The 15,558-nt window shown below is 67.1% G+C and carries 15 protein-coding genes; 10 read left to right on the plus strand and 5 right to left on the minus strand.

Translation table 11 applies throughout. From position 1 onward, the window contains the following. Positions 1-347: 347 nt before the first annotated feature. The 3 genes from ABDZ95_RS08150 to ABDZ95_RS08160 all read right to left on the minus strand — a co-directional run bounded on the left by ABDZ95_RS08150 (position 348) and on the right by ABDZ95_RS08160 (position 2,172). The gene (locus tag ABDZ95_RS08150; protein ID WP_092312098.1) at positions 348-587 is read right to left on the minus strand and encodes an acyl carrier protein; all 240 of its coding nucleotides are present in this window, start codon (positions 585-587) and stop codon (positions 348-350) included. Between the two features lie 170 nt (positions 588-757). Further along, positions 758-1,156 carry a hypothetical protein gene (locus ABDZ95_RS08155; protein WP_343792545.1) on the minus strand — a complete coding sequence of 133 codons (399 nt, stop codon included), beginning with the start codon at positions 1,154-1,156 and terminating at the stop codon, positions 758-760. A gap of 2 nt (positions 1,157-1,158) precedes the next feature. Continuing rightward, on the minus strand, positions 1,159-2,172 hold the full coding sequence (locus ABDZ95_RS08160) for a polyprenyl synthetase family protein (protein ID WP_425542981.1): 1,014 nt from the start codon (positions 2,170-2,172) through the stop codon (positions 1,159-1,161). Between the two features lie 130 nt (positions 2,173-2,302). On the opposite strand from ABDZ95_RS08160, the gene ABDZ95_RS08165 reads away from it, so the two are divergent. The 3 genes from ABDZ95_RS08165 to ABDZ95_RS08175 all read left to right on the plus strand — a co-directional run bounded on the left by ABDZ95_RS08165 (position 2,303) and on the right by ABDZ95_RS08175 (position 4,958). Then, positions 2,303-3,046: a tRNA1(Val) (adenine(37)-N6)-methyltransferase gene (locus tag ABDZ95_RS08165; RefSeq protein WP_343792547.1), complete on the plus strand. Its 744-nt coding sequence runs from the start codon at positions 2,303-2,305 to the stop codon at positions 3,044-3,046. Positions 3,047-3,180: 134 nt separating this feature from the next. After that, positions 3,181-3,792, plus strand: a complete 612-nt coding sequence (locus tag ABDZ95_RS08170; RefSeq protein WP_343792910.1) for a TIGR02466 family protein — start codon at positions 3,181-3,183, stop codon at positions 3,790-3,792. A 98-nt stretch (positions 3,793-3,890) separates the two neighbouring features. Next, entirely contained in the window at positions 3,891-4,958 is a 1,068-nt protein-coding gene (locus ABDZ95_RS08175; protein ID WP_343792549.1) for a S41 family peptidase, read from the plus strand. 5 nt (positions 4,959-4,963) lie between these two features. On the opposite strand, the gene ABDZ95_RS08180 is transcribed toward ABDZ95_RS08175, so the two are convergent. Beyond that, entirely contained in the window at positions 4,964-5,593 is a 630-nt protein-coding gene (locus ABDZ95_RS08180) for a TetR/AcrR family transcriptional regulator (RefSeq protein ID WP_343792550.1), read from the minus strand. Positions 5,594-5,706: 113 nt separating this feature from the next. Between ABDZ95_RS08180 and ABDZ95_RS08185 the strand changes: the two genes are divergently transcribed. From ABDZ95_RS08185 to ABDZ95_RS08195, 3 genes are all read left to right on the plus strand, one after another. Next, on the plus strand, positions 5,707-6,462 hold the full coding sequence (locus ABDZ95_RS08185) for an SDR family oxidoreductase (RefSeq protein WP_343792552.1): 756 nt from the start codon (positions 5,707-5,709) through the stop codon (positions 6,460-6,462). A 117-nt stretch (positions 6,463-6,579) separates the two neighbouring features. Next, entirely contained in the window at positions 6,580-8,247 is a 1,668-nt protein-coding gene (gene ettA / locus ABDZ95_RS08190; protein WP_343792554.1) for an energy-dependent translational throttle protein EttA, read from the plus strand. A gap of 163 nt (positions 8,248-8,410) precedes the next feature. Further along, the gene (locus ABDZ95_RS08195; RefSeq protein WP_343792912.1) at positions 8,411-9,241 is read left to right on the plus strand and encodes a DUF6065 family protein; all 831 of its coding nucleotides are present in this window, start codon (positions 8,411-8,413) and stop codon (positions 9,239-9,241) included. 4 nt (positions 9,242-9,245) lie between these two features. Here ABDZ95_RS08195 and ABDZ95_RS08200 read toward each other — a convergent pair whose 3' ends face one another. Further along, positions 9,246-9,755 (minus strand): EF-hand domain-containing protein, encoded by a 510-nt coding sequence (locus tag ABDZ95_RS08200; protein ID WP_343792556.1) that lies wholly within the window; start codon positions 9,753-9,755, stop codon positions 9,246-9,248. Positions 9,756-9,865: 110 nt separating this feature from the next. Here ABDZ95_RS08200 and ABDZ95_RS08205 point away from each other — a divergent pair, with 110 nt between their 5' ends. From ABDZ95_RS08205 to metH, 4 genes are read left to right on the plus strand one after another with little or no spacing between them, the layout of a single operon-like run. Then, positions 9,866-10,828: an ArsR/SmtB family transcription factor gene (locus ABDZ95_RS08205; RefSeq protein ID WP_343792558.1), complete on the plus strand. Its 963-nt coding sequence runs from the start codon at positions 9,866-9,868 to the stop codon at positions 10,826-10,828. After that, positions 10,825-11,778, plus strand: a complete 954-nt coding sequence (gene metF / locus ABDZ95_RS08210) for a methylenetetrahydrofolate reductase [NAD(P)H] (RefSeq protein ID WP_343792560.1) — start codon at positions 10,825-10,827, stop codon at positions 11,776-11,778. The genes ABDZ95_RS08205 and metF overlap by 4 nt, the downstream gene beginning before the upstream one ends. Continuing rightward, a complete protein-coding gene (locus ABDZ95_RS08215) occupies positions 11,775-12,869 on the plus strand; it encodes a homocysteine S-methyltransferase family protein (RefSeq protein WP_343792562.1) in 1,095 nt (364 codons plus the stop codon). Before metF ends, ABDZ95_RS08215 begins: the two co-directional genes overlap by 4 nt. Beyond that, on the plus strand, positions 12,870-15,536 hold the full coding sequence (gene metH, locus ABDZ95_RS08220; RefSeq protein ID WP_343792564.1) for a methionine synthase: 2,667 nt from the start codon (positions 12,870-12,872) through the stop codon (positions 15,534-15,536). The last annotated feature ends 22 nt before the right edge of the window (positions 15,537-15,558 follow it).

Raw genomic sequence — 15,558 nt, forward strand, 5'->3', positions numbered from 1 at the left:
GAGTATCCCCCTCGTCCCTGTCCCCGCTTCCCCACACCCGCCGCCAGATCACGCAAGGCCTCTGCGCCCCCCCGTGCGACGGGATGGGCAAGAGTATGGGGCTGGGCTTTGGTCAGGACGCTTCGTAACGCTACTTTTCTGGGAAGGTGCGGGATTTCAGCGGGTTGGGGCACGGGGGATGGCTGACAATCGGAAAATAGTCAGCGGTGTCGGACCCTCCATCCCGGCGCGCGAGGGGGACCGCCGCCGGAGGCGGGGGTGGAGGGGTCAGCCCAAAACGAAAAGGGCCGCCGCGTGTCTGTCGACATCGCGGCGGCCCTTCGGACCGTACAAGACGGCTGGCGGGATTAGCCGGCCAGCTTCTCGTCGATGAACTTCACGGCGTCGCCGACGGTCTGGATGTGCTCGGCGGCGTCATCCGGGATCTCGATGTCGAACTCTTCCTCGAAGGCCATGACCAGTTCGACGTTGTCGAGCGAGTCGGCGCCCAGGTCGTCGATGAAGCTGGCCTTTTCGGTGACCTTGTCCGGATCGGCGTCCAGGTGGTCGATAACGATCTTGCGGACGCGTTCCAGGGTGTCGGACATGTTGTCTCTGCCTTCTGATACCGCCTAGGCGGCTGTTGTCTCAAACCTTGCCGTATGACGACGGCGACGGCGGCGCAAGACCTCAACGAAGACTCACGCCGACCGGTTGCAGGCCGTTTAGCACAGCCGTTGGCGGGGGAAATAGCCCCGCGACGACCTGACAACGCTTCTCAACGCGGGGGCGCCGGTGCGACGGGACGCGGAATTTCGACCGTCAGAGTCGGCGGATTGAAGAAACTCGAGCACCAGCGAATGGCGTCCCGGGCGTTGTCGATATCGCCCTCGCCCTGCCGCATCCGACAGACGCGATCTGCGACCCGGCCTTCATCGCTACCCACCAGTACGACGATCGCGCCGTCTTGCGCCCTGCCCTGTAGCGCCAGCAGCCCGTCAGCCGCCGTCGGCACGGCGCGGTCGGGCACGATGCCCAGCTGGTCAGCGAGTCCTGACGAGCGGATGCCGCCGTCGAGGATAAAGAGCTCGGCCGTGTAGCGCTGGCCCGGCTCGAAACGCATTGTGAAGTCGGGTTCTGCGGCCTGAACGGACGGGGCCAGCAGCGCCTCGAACATCGTCAGGCGGCCCGGCTGACGGCGAAATCGGCCAGAAGCTCGAGCGCCTCGCGCCATTCGCTCCGCGGCAGCACCTCCAGCGCGGCCTTGGCGCGGTCGGCGTAGTCCCAGGCGACATCGAGCGTCGCGCCGACGGCGCCGGCGCCGACGACCAGCTCACGGGCGCGAGCGAAGTCTTCCTCGCGGCGGTCACCCTTGTTGATGGTGCGCTCCCAGAAGCCGTCGTCGTGGCCCCTGGTGCGGGCGGCGGCCAGCAGCAGCGGCAGGGTGACCTTGCCTTCGCGGAAGTCGTCGCCGGTATTCTTGCCCAGCTTCTCCGACTGACCGCCGTAGTCCAGCGCGTCATCCGCCAACTGGAAGGCGAGACCGAGGTACTGGCCGTAATCGCGCAGGGCCTGCACGGCTGTCTCGTCCGCCCCTGCTCCGACCGCGCCGGATTCGGCGGCGGCGGCGAACAGTTCGGCGGTCTTGGCCGAGATGATCTGCAGATAGGTGTCCTGATCCAGACCCAGATCGTGGGCGCGGGTCAGTTGCAGCACTTCGCCCTCGGAGATGACGCTGGACGCCTTGGCGAGGATGCCGAGGGCCCGCATCTGGCCGGTCTCGACCATCAGCTCGAAGGCGCGGGCGAACAGGAAGTCGCCGACCAGCACGCTGGACGGCGCGCCCCAGATCAGGTGCGCGGCCACCTTGCCCCGACGCAGGTCCGAGGCGTCGACGATGTCGTCGTGCAGCAGGGTGGCGGTATGGATGAACTCGACCGCGGCGGCGAGGCGCACCGGGGCCTCCATGCCGTTGGGCGCAGCGACCGCGCGGGCGGCGGCGACGGTCAGCAGCGGGCGCAGGCGCTTGCCCCCCGCGGCGACGATGTGGTCCGCCAGCATGGGGATGACCGGCACTTCGGACTGCATGCGCTCGACGATCAGGGCGTCGACCACCGTCATGTCATCCCGCGCCAGCCGGACCAGCGGCTCGACATCGCCCTTGCGGCGGGTTTCGACGGTGACAGCGTCCAAGGGAATACTCTTCAGGCAGGGTGCGCGACGGGGGGATTCGCGCTGAAAATCCTCACGCCGCCTTGCCCGGCGACGATGCGGCGCACAATGGTGACGGGGGCAACAGGGGTCAAGCCGCGTGACCGGTGCAATGGACGCATCCGCAGACGAAATCGTCGAGAACGCCCTGATGGGTGGTCGCGTCCGGCTCCTGCAGCCGGCGAAGGGCTATCGTGCGGGCATGGATGCGGCCCTGCTGGCGGCCGCAGCCGGGGCCGGCTCGGGCGACCGGGTGTTAGAGGCAGGCTGCGGCGCGGGCGGGGTGCTGATGCAGATCGCGGGGCGGGCGCCGGGAGTCTCCCTGACCGGGCTGGAGCGCGATCCCGCGATGGCGGAGCTGGCGCGGCGCAACGCCTCGCTGAACGTGGCGGATGCGGAGATCCTGACCGGCGACGTCGCGAAAGGCTTCCGGGCGCTGGGGCTCAAGCCGTTCGATATCGCCGTGTCCAACCCGCCCTTCTTCGACGATCCGGGCGCGCTCAGAGCGCCGGGGCCGGGCAAGACCGAGGCCTGGATGGCCGACGACGGGCTGGAGGCCTGGATCGGCTTCCTGCTGAAAGCCGTGCGCGAGGGCGGGTCGATCGTGATGATCCATAGGGCCGACCGGCTGGCCGACATTCTGGCGCTGCTGGCGCCCAAGGCCGGATCGTTCGCGATCCGCCCGATCCATGCCTTCGCCGACGAACCAGCGAAGCGCGTGCTGGTGCGGGCGATCAAGACCGGGAAGGCGCCGCTGAGGCTGCTGCCCGCGCTGAGGCTGCACGACCGCGGCGGGGCGAAACATACGGCGGAAGCGGAGGCGATCCTGCGGGGGGAAGCGGGGTTGGGGTGGTGAGTAGTGAAGAGTGAATAGTGAGTGGTGGGACGGCGCATACATCCCTTTCTCCGGCTACTCACAGTTCATTCTTCACTGCTCACTCCATCCAAGCACGGCTTCCGCCCGTGCCTGCCACCCGCTATGCCACGTCTATGTCCCTGCGCCCGCTCTTCGTCACCCAGGTCTATGAAGCCACGCTGGCCGGCGGGGCCGGCTTCGCGGCGTTCAACGAGGAGCTGGCGGACGCCTGTCGGATGCTGGCGGCCGAGGATCAGGCGGGGCGGCTATGGTGTCGGCAGCATGGCTATCGCGGCTATACCTCCTACGGCTCCCTGACCGACCTGCCGGTGCGTCTGCCGGAGTTCGCGGAGCTGAAGCGCCACCTCGACAAACACGCGCAAGCCTATGCAAAAGCGCTGAATTTCGATCTCGCGCGCAAACCGCGGCTGGACAATCTGTGGGTCAACATCCTGAAGCCGGGCGGCGGCCACACCGGCCATATCCATCCGCACGCCTTTCTGTCGGGGACCATCTATGTCGAGGTGCCGGACGGAGCCTCGGCGCTGAAGCTGGAGGACCCGCGCCTGCCGATGATGATGGCGCGACCGGGCGTGCGCGGCGATGCGTCGGAGGCCGAACAGCCGTTCGTCTATCTGGCCCCGCAGGCCGGCACGATCCTGATGTGGGAGAGCTGGCTGCGCCACGAAGTGCCGGTCAACGCCGCGAAGAGCGAGCGGATTTCGATCAGCTTCAACTACGCGTGAGCAGAAGCGCGCGCAAAGCGTTGCTTTAACGTAATTTTCTCGCCCACGAAAAGCCAGCTTCACCGTATGTGGTCCGCCCTTCCAACGGGAGGGGACCCATGCTTTTCGCTTTGACGCTGTCGCTGGCGATCGCCGGTCAGGACGCCACAACACCGGCCTTCGACCGGGATGCGCGGATCGCGGAGGCGATCGCCGCCGTGCGGCCGATGGCCTACCGGACCAACGACGTCGACTGGGCCATGATCGAGGCGGACATGCGCCGACGGGCGGAGGGCGCGCGGGACACGGTGGACATGCTTCCGGCCTACTCAGCGCTGACGTACCACTTGGGGGACAACCACTCCTTCATCCAGCCGACGACGGAGGCCATGGCGGGATGGCGCGAGCGGCATGGCGAGCGGCGCCTGTTGCCCGATACCCCGCCTCGTCCGCGACCGAACTCGCCCTTTCTGTCCCGCACGGCGGTAGAGGGACGTGACGTACAGGTCGGGGCGAAGACGGCGCGGCTGGTGGTCGTGCCGCCGGTCTACGGCTCGGGCGAGCCTGCGCGCACCTATGCGGGCACGCTGTTCAACGCGGTGGCGGACGGCGGGCCGAGGACCTGCGGCTATATCGTCGATGTGCGCGGCAACACGGGCGGGAATGTCTGGCCGATGCTGGTGGGCCTGTCCGCCCTGAGCGGCGACGGCCCCGCGGGGATGTCGCGGGATCGCGACGGACAGACATCCACCTATGCCGGGTTGAAGGAGGGCGCGGCGGTGATCGCCGAGGCCGGCGACGGCTTCGGGATGGCGATCATCCGCACCGGCGCATGGCGTCCCCTGCCCGCTCTTGCGACCGCCCCGGTGGCGGTGCTGACGGACGGCGGGGTCTACAGCTCCGGCGAGGGTGTGGCGGTGCATTTCAAGGGTCGGGTGAACACCCGTTTCTTCGGCCTTCGCACCGGAGGTCTGGCCAGCTCGAACGACAACACCATCCTGAGCGACGGCACCAATATGGTGATCACCGTGGCCATGATGATGGACCGCACAGGCGCGGTTCACCCGCAGGGCGTCGAGCCGGATCAGGTGGTGGAGAACGGAGAGGGCTCGCCGGACGATCCGGACGATGCCGTCGTCGAGGCCGCACGGGCCTGGCTGGCGACCCAGCCCGCTTGTTCACGTTGAGGCGTTCACCCACCGGTCAGCGGGCCCCAGGCGGCCATGGCGGAGGTGACGACAGAGTCGAGTTCCTGTCGTGAAGCCCCGCCCTTGGCGCTGACGCTCAGGCCCTTGTGGATGGTGGCGTAGAAATCGGCGACGGCACGGGCGTCCGTAGCGGGGGCGACGTCGCCCTCCTCGATGCCTTTCAGAAGGCGGCGCTCCAGCGTCTGCGCGTTGCTGGCGCGCAGGTCGCACAGGCTGGCGCCGAGTTCGGGGGAAAGTTCGTGCGCCTCCATCGCGGTCTGGAGCACCATGCAGCCTTGCGGACTGTCCGGGGTGGAGAAGGCCTCGGCGGCCTTGCGCAGAAGGCTCTCGACGCTTTCGCGAGCCGTAGCGGCGCTCATCACGCCCCAGAAGTCGGCCTCGTGGACGGCGACATAGCGGTGAATGGCCTCGCTGTAGAGGCCCTCCTTGGAGCCGAAAGCCGCATACAGGCTGGGCGAGGCGATGCCCATGGCGGACGTCAGATCGCCCAGCGACGCGCCGGCATATCCCTTCGACCAGAACACGCGCATGGCCTGGTCGAGGGCGACCTCACGATCGAAACTGCGGGGGCGACCCCGCGCCGGACGGGCGGGATCGCCATCGGACGGCGACATTCGGACCTCTTTTTTACAGATCGATACATAATCCCTTGCGCGGCGCGGACAAGCCTCCCAGCTATTCTGTACCAATCGATACAGATTGGCTGAACGCACCAAGGATCATCGATATGACGACCTCCCCTCTCCGCCTGTCCGGCAAGCGCGCCCTCGTCACCGGCGCAGCCCGCGGTATCGGCGCCGCCATCGCCCTGAAGCTCGCCGAGGACGGGGCGGATGTGGCGATCACCTATGAAAAGTCGGCAGAAAAGGCCGAAGCCCTCGCCACCGAAATCCGCGCATTGGGCCGCAAGGCGATCGCAATCCAGGCCGACGCGGCCAGCCCTGAAGCGGTAAAGACGGCGGTGGCGACCACCGTCTCCGAGCTGGGTGGGCTGGATATTCTGGTCAACAACGCCGGCGTCGGCGGCGACGGCTCTCTGGTGGCCGACCAATCGCTGGAAAACATCGACCAGCTGCTGAACGTCAACGTCCGCGGCGTCATCCTGACCACCCAGGCCGCGCTGGCGCACATTCCGGAGGGCGGGCGGATCATCTCGATCGCGTCGTGCCTGAGCGATCGAGTCTCGTTCGGGGGCGTGACCGTCTACTCGGCGACCAAGTCGGCGCTGGAAGGCTTCAACCGCGGCCTCGCCCGCGAGGTCGGATCGCGGCAGATCACCGTCAATCTGGTCAAGCCGGGCCCAATCGACACCGACATGAACCCGGCCGACGGCCCCTACAGCGAATCCGCCAGGGCCGTGCTGGCGCTGGGCCATTATGGCGAGACCCGCGACATCGCCGAGGCCGTCGCCTTCCTGGCCGGGCCGGAAGCGAAATACGTCACCGGCACGAGCATCGTCGTGGACGGCGGCGCGAACACCTGATCGACGCGCCTTCAAACCGCCGTGTCGAGGGGCTAGTCATTTGCCCTTCGGCGCGGCGGTCGCTACATCCCGCGCCAACCTCCCCATTCGATCGAACGACAGGGCGCGACGCACCTCATGGCGCAGCAATACATTTTCCAGATGCAGGGCCTGACCAAGGCCTTTCCCGGCGGCAAGAAGATCTTCGAGAACATCTGGCTGAGTTTCTACAGCGACGCCAAGATCGGCGTCGTCGGGGTCAACGGCTCGGGTAAATCCACCCTGCTGAAGATCATGGCCGGTCTGGACAAGGAATTTAACGGTGAGGCCAAGGCCGCCGACGGCATCAAGCGCGGCTACCTGGAGCAGGAGCCCCAGCTGGATCCGGCCCTGAACGTTCGCCAGAACGTCGAGGCGTGGTGCGAGGAGAAGCAGTGGGTCAACCGCTTCAATGAAGTCGCCGCCGAGCTGGGCGAGAACTACACCGACGAACTGATGGAGGAGATGACCGCCCTCCAGGAGAAGATCGACGCCGGCGACGTCTGGGACATCGACAGCCGCATCGAGATGGCCATGGACGCCCTGCGTTGCCCGCCGGACGACTGGGAAGTCACCAACCTGTCGGGCGGTGAAAAGCGCCGCGTGGCTCTGGCCCGCCTGCTGCTGGCCAAGCCGGACATGCTGCTGCTCGACGAACCGACCAACCACCTGGACGCAGAGTCGGTCGCCTGGCTGCAGCACCACCTCGAGAACTTCCCGGGCTGCGTCATCCTGGTCACCCACGACCGTTACTTCCTGGATCTGGTGACCAAGTGGACGCTGGAGCTGGACCGCGGCAAAGGCCACCCGCACGAGGGCAACTACTCCTCGTGGCTGGAAGCCAAGACCAAGCGCGTCGTGCAGGAGCAGTCGGAATCCGAGGCGCGCCAGCGCGCCCTCACCCGTGAACTGGAATGGGTCCGCTCGGGCGCCAAGGCCCGTCAGGCCAAATCCAAGGCCCGTCTGGCCGCCTATGAGCGGATGGTCGAGGAACAGGAGTCGATGCGCGGCGCCCAGACTCACGCCCACATCCAGATCCCGCCCGGCCCTCGTCTCGGCAATGTGGTTCTGGAGGTCGAGGGCCTGCAGAAGACCTATGGCGACAAGGTCCTGTTCGACAACCTGACCTTCAAGCTGCCGCCCAATGGCATCGTCGGCGTCATCGGCCCCAACGGCGCCGGCAAGTCGACCATGTTCAAGCTGATCACTGGCCAGGAACAGCCGGACGGCGGCACCATCAAGGTCGGCGAAACCGTCAAACTGGCCTATGTCGACCAGTCGCGCGACGACCTGAAGCCGGACGAAACGATCTGGCAGGCCATCTCCGGCGGCACCGACATCATGATGGTCGGCAAGCGCGAGATTAACAGCCGCGCCTACGTCGGCTCGTTCAACTTCAAGGGCGGCGACCAGCAGAAGAAGGTCGGCCAGCTGTCCGGCGGTGAGCGCAACCGGGTCCACCTGGCCAAGACGCTGGCTTCGGGCGGCAACCTGATCCTGCTCGACGAACCGACCAACGATCTGGACATCGAGACGCTGCAGAACCTCGAGGAGGCTCTGGAGCAGTTCGCGGGCTGCGCCGTGGTCATCTCCCACGACCGCTGGTTCCTGGACCGTCTGGCGACCCACATCCTGGCCTTCGAGGGCGACAGCCACGTCGAATGGTTCGAGGGCAACTTCGAGGCCTATGAGGAAGACAAGAAGCGTCGCCTCGGCACCGACGCCCTGATCCCGCACCGGATCAAGTTCCAGAAGTTCGGGCGCTGAGCCACCGGTCAGATCGATCTGCAAAACGCACCCCTCGCGGGTGCGTTTTCGTATGGCGGACCCGCCGCTTCTGCGCTCAGATGCCGGCTCTTCCCAGCCTGACGCGAGACCCGGTTTGACCGACATCGAGATCATCGAGGATATCGAAACCGAAGCGGGGCCGCTGCGGCTGGAGTGTTTCCCGGTGCGGCCGAATCCGCCGCAGATCGTGCCGGGCCGGCCGGACCGCGACTGGATGGACAGTTTCGCGGCGCGGCACCCCTATCGCTGTCTACCCCTGAGCATGGCCAATACGACGGGCTGGGACATCCTGTGCCCGTTCGGGTTCGAGATCGAGTGGAACGGCGGGCTGGACGCCGAGTCGATCCGCTTCAAGCCGGACGCAGACGCGACCCTGTTCGAACATTTCGCCGTGTCGCACTTCACCCATGGGGTGGTGACCTTCCACGTCGGCTGGCTGTTCCGCACGCCGCCGGGCTGGGCGCTTCGGGCCTCGGGCGCGCCGAACCGGTTCAAGCACGGGATCGCGCCGCTGGAGGGCCTGGTCGAAACCGACTGGCTGCCCTACCCCTTCACGATGAACTGGCGCTTCACCGCGCCGGGCCGGGTGCGGTTCGAGAAGGACGAGCCGTTCTGCTTCATCCAGCCGGTCGAGCACCGCAAGGTCGAGGCGTTCGAGCCCGTCGGCCTGCCGCTGGAGGCGGACAGCGATCTGGCGAAGCAGTACGAGGCCTGGAAGGACGTCCGCAGCGAGTTCAACAACCGCATGGCCGCCGGCGACCCCGAGGCGGTCAAGCAGGCGTGGCAGCGCTACTATTTCCGCGGTGAATACCCGGATCAGGCGACGACCCGGCCCGACAACCACGTGAACAAGCGCCGCCTCGCGCCGTTACCGGACACGCCCAGGCCCGCGCCAAAACCTCAGGCGGCGGCGGCGGTTCAGTTCCAGGGCTGGTCGACGACCGGATCGGCCGACAAACCGAAGCCGGACTAGTCGATCAGCCGCCCGTGCTGTCCGGGAACGGCATCGGCATGGGGTCCGGCTGGGTCGGCATGGGAACGGCCATCGGCCGCGCCTGCGCCGGCGGCTGTGGCAGTTCTTCGCCCGTCAACTGACCATCGCCGTTGACGTCCATGCGCTGGAACATGCGCAGGGCCCCGGCGCGCAGCTCTTCCTGCGTCACCCGCGCATCGCGGTCGGCGTCGGATTGGGAGATCATGGCGCGGATCCGGCTTCCGCCACGCTGGGCGATTTCCGGGCGGCTCAGCATGGACAGCTCATCGCCGGTGATCGCGCCGTCCTGATTGGCGTCCAGCCGGGCGAATATCCGGTCGGCCCACGGCTCGACCTCCGCCGTCGTGCGCGGCAGCATCATGCCCATCATCCCTCCACCGCTCATGCGCGGGCCGCCGCCGGGAGGCGCAGATGGCGGGCCCTCCTGTGCGAAGGCAGGGGCGGCGACGGCGAGGGCGGCGACCGAAACAGCGAAAGCGAAGGCGCGAGTCATGACTGCATCCGGAACGTGAAAATCTTCCGCCCCCAGATTGGCCCTCAAACCCATCGATCACCAGTCAATTTCGCTTGCATGATCATATAACGATATCCTTATATAAAGACATGTCGTTGAACGCAGACCAGACCGTCGAAGTCCTTCGCGCCGCAGGCGAACCCACCCGCCTGCGCGTCCTGTCCCTGCTGGCCGGGGAGGAACTTTCGGTGATGGAGCTGTCGCGCATTCTCGAACAGAGCCAGCCGCGGGTGTCGCGGCATCTGAAGCTGATGGCCGACGCCGGTCTGATCGAGCGATTCCCGGATGGCGCTCGCGTCTTCTATCGCCTCTCTTCCGATCCCCTCGCCCGCCGCCTGATCGATACGGTGCTGGACCTGCTGGACGCCTCGGAAGGCGAGGCGGACGACCGACGGCTGGAAGAGGTGCGCCGCGAGCGCGAAGCTGCCGCCGGCGCCTATTTCGAGCGCGTCGCGCCTCAATGGGACCGGATGCGGTCGTTGTACGTCTGCGAGAGCGCCGTCGAGGCCGCCATCCTGGAAGCCGCCGGCGAAGGGCCGTTCGAGCGGGTGGTCGATCTGGGCACCGGCTCGGGCCGGATGCTGACCCTGCTTGGCGGCAAGGCCCGGATGTCGATCGGCCTCGACCTGAGCCAGAACATGCTGAACCTGGCCCGCGCCAACGTCACGCGCGCAGGACTGGAGAAGGTGGAGCTGCGCCACGGCGATATCTTCTCGACCCGCCTGCCGAAGCAGAGCGCCGATCTGGTTCTGGTCCATCAGGTGCTTCACTACCTCGCCGACCCCGCCACGGCTGTGGCGGAAGCGTCGCGACTGGTCGCGTCGGGCGGGCGGCTGATCATCGTCGACTTCGCCCCGCACAAGCTGGAGCAACTACGCGAGGAGCATCAGCACCGCCGCCTCGGCTTCGCCGACGACGAGGTGAAACACTGGCTGGCAGAGGCCGGTCTCCAGCCCTCGGCGCCCATCGTCCTCCCGCCGGATGTCGAGGGACTGACGGTGTCGATCTGGACAGCGGATCGTCCGGCGGTCGCCGAGGCGAATGCGGCATGAGCGCCGCCGCCCTGAGCCTCGCCGAAGCCCGGGCGCTGCTGCTGTCCCCGCTGGGGCCGGTCGCCCGCGCCGGGCGCGACAACAGCCGTCCGCGCGTCTCGTTCGAGTTCTTCCCGCCTCGCACCGACGAGGCCGAGGCCGGTCTGTGGCGAGCCATCACGCGCCTGGCCCCGCTGAAGCCGGACTTCGTGTCGGTGACCTATGGCGCCGGCGGCTCGACCCGCGAGCGGACGCACCGGACGGTCCAGCGCATTCTGGCCGAGACCGACCTGACGCCCGCCGCTCACCTGACCTGCGTCGAGGCCAGTCGGGACGAGGTCGATAGCGTCGTTGACGGCTATCACGCCGCCGGCGTGCGGCACATCGTGGCCCTGCGCGGCGATCCGCCGGGAGACTCGGGGATCGGCGGCGTCTATCAGCCACGTGCGGACGGCTATGCCAATGCGACCGAGCTGACGGAGGCGGTGACCCGGCGCGGCGGCTTCGAGGTGACCGTCGGTTGCTACCCTGAGGGCCATCCGGAGAGCCCCTCCCTCGCCCACGACATCGACGTGCTGAAAGCCAAGGTCGATGCGGGCGCAACGCGGGCGATCAGCCAGTTCTTCTTCGACATCGACGCCTTCCTGCGCTTCCGAGACCGGGTGCGCACGGCCGGTATTCAGGTTCCACTGATCCCCGGGATCATGCCGGTCTCGAACTTCGCCGGACTGAAGCGGATGTCGGCCGGCTGCGGCGCGTCGGTGCCGGACTGGTTGGCGGCCCATTTCGACGGCCTCGACGGCGATCCGGAGACGCGCAAGCTGATTGCGGCCTCGGTGGCGGCGGAAACCTGCGCACGGCTGCAGGAGGAAGGCTTCCAGGACTTCCACTTCTACACCCTCAACCGGGCCGATCTGGTCTACGCCATCTGCCGGGTGCTGGGCGTGCGAGAGGAACGGGCCGAAGCATGAGCGCTCCCCTGCCCCGCGCCGAACGGATCGCCGCGCTGAAAGCGGCCGCGAAGGATCGCATCCTGGTGCTGGACGGCAGCTGGGGCGTGATGATCCAGCGCCAGGGGCTGTCGGAAGCCGACTTCCGCGGCGAGCGCTTCGTCGCCGGAGCGGGATACGATGAGACCCTGCAGATGAAGGGGAACAACGACATCCTCTGCATCACGCGGCCGGACATCGTCTCGGACCTTCACGACCGGTATTTCGAGGCCGGTGCGGACATCAGCGAGACCAACACCTTCTCGGCCACCACCATCGCGCAGGAAGACTATGCGCTGGACCCGCAGGCGGTGTGGGACATCAACTTCGAGGGCGCCCGGCTGGCGCGCGAGGCCGCCGATCGCTGGACAGCGAAGGAGCCACACAGGCCGCGCTTCGCCGCCGGAGCCATCGGGCCGCTGAACAAGATGCTGTCGATGTCGTCGGACGTGAACGATCCCGGCGCGCGTCTGGTCACCTTCGATCAGGTTTATGAGGCCTATCGCCAGCAGGTGAAGGCGCTGAACGAAGGCGGCGTGGACCTCTATCTGATCGAGACCATCACCGACACGCTGAACTGCAAGGCCTGTCTGAAGGCGATCCGCGACCTTGAGGACGAGGGGCTGGAGGCCCTGCCGATCTGGATTTCCGGCACGATCACCGACCGCTCGGGCCGGACGCTGTCTGGACAGACGGCCGAGGCGTTCTGGAACAGCGTGCGCCATGTGCGGCCCTTCGCCATCGGACTGAACTGCGCCCTGGGCGCCGAGCTGATGCGGCCGTTCATCGCCGAGCTCTCGCGCATCGCCGACACCCTGGTCGCCGCCTATCCGAACGCCGGCCTGCCCAACGCCATGGGTCAGTACGACGAGCAGCCGCACGAGACGGCGCACTTCATCGAGGAGTGGGCCAAGTCGGGACTGGTGAACATCGTCGGCGGCTGCTGCGGCACGACGCCGGATCACATCCGGCATGTGGCCGAGGAGGTCGCTGACGTGACGCCGCGCGCGATTCCGGAGCGGCCTGTGGCCATGCGGTTGAGCGGGCTCGAACCTTTTGAACTGTTTGCCTAGGTGCGTCCCACCTTCATCAACGTCGGCGAGCGGACGAACGTCACGGGCTCGGCCAAATTCCGCAAGCTGGTGGTCGAGGGCGACTATGCGGCGGCGCTGGATGTCGCTCGCCAGCAGGTCGAGGCGGGCGCGGCGATCATCGACATCAACATGGACGAAGGGCTGCTGGACGGCGTCGTCGCCATGCGGACCTTCCTGAACCTGATCGCGGCCGAGCCCGACATCGCCCGCGTGCCGGTGATGATCGACAGTTCCAAATGGGAGGTGATCGAGGCCGGCCTGAAGTGCGTGCAGGGCAAGCCGATCGTGAACTCGATCAGCATGAAGGAAGGCGAGGACGTCTTCCGCGAGCACGCGATCAAATGCCTGCGCTACGGTGCCGCCGTGGTGGTGATGGCGTTCGACGAGGTCGGGCAGGCCGACACCGCCGCGCGCAAGATCGAGATCTGCACCCGCGCCTATCGCATTCTGGTGGACGAGGTCGGCTTCCCGCCCGAGGACATCATCTTCGATCCCAACATCTTCGCGGTGGCGACAGGGATCGAGGAGCATGACAACTACGCCGTCGACTTCATCGAGGCGACGCGGGTCATCAAGCAGACCCTGCCCTATGCGCGCGTGTCGGGCGGGGTGTCGAACGTTTCGTTCAGCTTCCGCGGCAACGAGCCGGTGCGCCGGGCGATCCACTCGGTGTTCCTGTACCACGCCATCGCCGCGGGCATGGACATGGGCATCGTCAACGCCGGCGACCTGCCGGTCTATGACGAGATCGATCCTGTGCTGCGCGAGGCGGTCGAGGATGTGATCCTGAACCGGCCGCAGCGGACCAACGTCTCGAACACCGAGCGACTGGTCGACATGGCTCCGTCCTACAAGGGCGAGAAGGGCGCGGCCAAGGTCGTGGACCTGAAGTGGCGCGACGCGCCGGTGGCCAAGCGGATCGAGCACGCCCTGGTGCACGGCATCACCGAGTTCATCGAGGCGGACACCGAGGAGGCCCGCCTGTCGGTCGAACGCCCGCTGCACGTCATCGAAGGCCCGCTGATGGACGGGATGAACGTGGTCGGCGACCTGTTCGGCTCGGGCAAGATGTTCCTGCCCCAGGTGGTGAAGTCCGCTCGGGTGATGAAGCAGGCGGTGGCCTGGCTGGAGCCCTTCATGGAGGCCGAGAAGGCGGGGCAACCCCGCCGCACGAACGGCAAAATCCTGATGGCGACGGTCAAGGGCGACGTCCACGACATCGGCAAGAACATCGTCGGCGTGGTCCTGCAGTGTAACAACTACGAAGTCATCGACCTCGGCGTCATGGTCCCGGCCGACCGGATTCTGGACGCCGCCGTCGAGCACAAGGTGGACATCATCGGCCTGTCCGGCCTGATCACCCCGTCGCTGGACGAGATGGTGTTCGTCGGCGCCGAGATGGAGCGACGCGGGTTCGATATCCCTCTGCTGATCGGCGGCGCGACCACCAGCCGGACCCATACGGCGGTGAAGATCGAACCGGCCTATCACCGCGGCTCGACCACCTATGTCATCGACGCCAGCCGCGCCGTCGGTGTGGTCTCGGGCCTGTTGTCGCCGACCGAGAAGGCGCGCAACGAGGCCGCCACGCGCGACGAATACATCCGTATCCGCGAGCAGTACGCCCGCGGCCAGGAGGTAAAGGCCCGCGCCTCTATCCAGTCGGCGCGCGACAACCGCTGGACGCCGGAAGCGGACCAGAGCCCCGCCCCTGCCCCGTCGTTCCTGGGCGTGCGCGCCTTCGACAGCTGGGACCTGCAGGACCTCGCCGACCACATCGACTGGACGCCCTTCTTCGCCAGTTGGGAGCTGATCGGCCGCTATCCGCTGATCCTCGAGGACGAGATCGTCGGCGAGGCCGCGCGCGACCTGTTCAAGGACGCGCAGGCGATGCTGAAGCGGATCGTCGACGAGAAATGGTTCACGGCGAAGGGCGTGGTCGGCTTCTGGCCCGCCAATGCTCGCGGCGACGACATCGTCGTCTGGACGGATGAGACCCGGACCGTGGAGGCCGCGCGCTTCCATGGCCTGCGCCAGCAGATCGCCAAGTCGAACGGGAAGCCGAACCTGTGTCTGTCGGACTTCGTGGCCGAGGACGGAAACGACTACGTTGGCGCCTTCGCGGTCACCGCCGGCCACGGCGAGCTGGAGAAGGCGGCCGGGTTCAAGGCGGCCGGCGACGATTATTCCGCAATCATGGCGACGGCGCTTGCCGACCGTCTGGCCGAGGCCTTCGCCGAGCGTCTGCACAAGGAGGTGCGAACGCAGCTGTGGGGCTACGTCCCGGACGAGCAGACCTCGGTGCAGGACCTGATCGAGGAGAAGTATCAGGGCATCCGCCCTGCCCCTGGCTATCCGGCCCAGCCCGACCACACCGAGAAGGCGACCCTGTTTCATCTGCTGAACGCGGGCGAGAACGCGGGCATGGCCCTGACCGAGAGCTTCGCCATGACCCCGCCGGCGTCGGTGTCAGGGCTCTATTTCGGCCATCCGGGCAGCCACTACTTCGGCGTCGGCAAGATCGATCGCGACCAGGTCGAGGACTATGCCGGGCGCAAGGGGTGGGACGTCGCCACCGCCGAACGGTGGCTGGCCCCGATCCTCAACTACGATCCGAACGCGGTGGGGCGGACGAAAGCGGCCTAGTTTTCAATTTCTGCTCATCCCC

Source organism: Brevundimonas kwangchunensis, assembly GCF_039523815.1.
Classification (GTDB): Bacteria; Pseudomonadota; Alphaproteobacteria; order Caulobacterales; family Caulobacteraceae; genus Brevundimonas; species Brevundimonas kwangchunensis.

What these genes read in the sequence shown, in the direction of transcription:
- metF (WP_343792560.1), top strand. Translation starts at nt 10,825, where the DNA reads ATGAGCGCCGCCGCCCTGAGCCTCGCCGAAGCCCGGGCGCTGCTGCTG.
- ABDZ95_RS08205 (WP_343792558.1), top strand. Translation starts at nt 9,866, where the DNA reads ATGTCGTTGAACGCAGACCAGACCGTCGAAGTCCTTCGCGCCGCAGGC.
- ABDZ95_RS08165 (WP_343792547.1), top strand. Translation starts at nt 2,303, where the DNA reads ATGGACGCATCCGCAGACGAAATCGTCGAGAACGCCCTGATGGGTGGT.
- ABDZ95_RS08215 (WP_343792562.1), top strand. Translation starts at nt 11,775, where the DNA reads ATGAGCGCTCCCCTGCCCCGCGCCGAACGGATCGCCGCGCTGAAAGCG.
- ABDZ95_RS08150 (WP_092312098.1), bottom strand. Translation starts at nt 587, where the DNA reads ATGTCCGACACCCTGGAACGCGTCCGCAAGATCGTTATCGACCACCTG.
- ABDZ95_RS08170 (WP_343792910.1), top strand. Translation starts at nt 3,181, where the DNA reads ATGTCCCTGCGCCCGCTCTTCGTCACCCAGGTCTATGAAGCCACGCTG.
- ABDZ95_RS08155 (WP_343792545.1), bottom strand. Translation starts at nt 1,156, where the DNA reads ATGTTCGAGGCGCTGCTGGCCCCGTCCGTTCAGGCCGCAGAACCCGAC.
- ABDZ95_RS08175 (WP_343792549.1), top strand. Translation starts at nt 3,891, where the DNA reads ATGCTTTTCGCTTTGACGCTGTCGCTGGCGATCGCCGGTCAGGACGCC.
- ABDZ95_RS08185 (WP_343792552.1), top strand. Translation starts at nt 5,707, where the DNA reads ATGACGACCTCCCCTCTCCGCCTGTCCGGCAAGCGCGCCCTCGTCACC.
- ABDZ95_RS08200 (WP_343792556.1), bottom strand. Translation starts at nt 9,755, where the DNA reads ATGACTCGCGCCTTCGCTTTCGCTGTTTCGGTCGCCGCCCTCGCCGTC.
- ettA (WP_343792554.1), top strand. Translation starts at nt 6,580, where the DNA reads ATGGCGCAGCAATACATTTTCCAGATGCAGGGCCTGACCAAGGCCTTT.
- ABDZ95_RS08180 (WP_343792550.1), bottom strand. Translation starts at nt 5,593, where the DNA reads ATGTCGCCGTCCGATGGCGATCCCGCCCGTCCGGCGCGGGGTCGCCCC.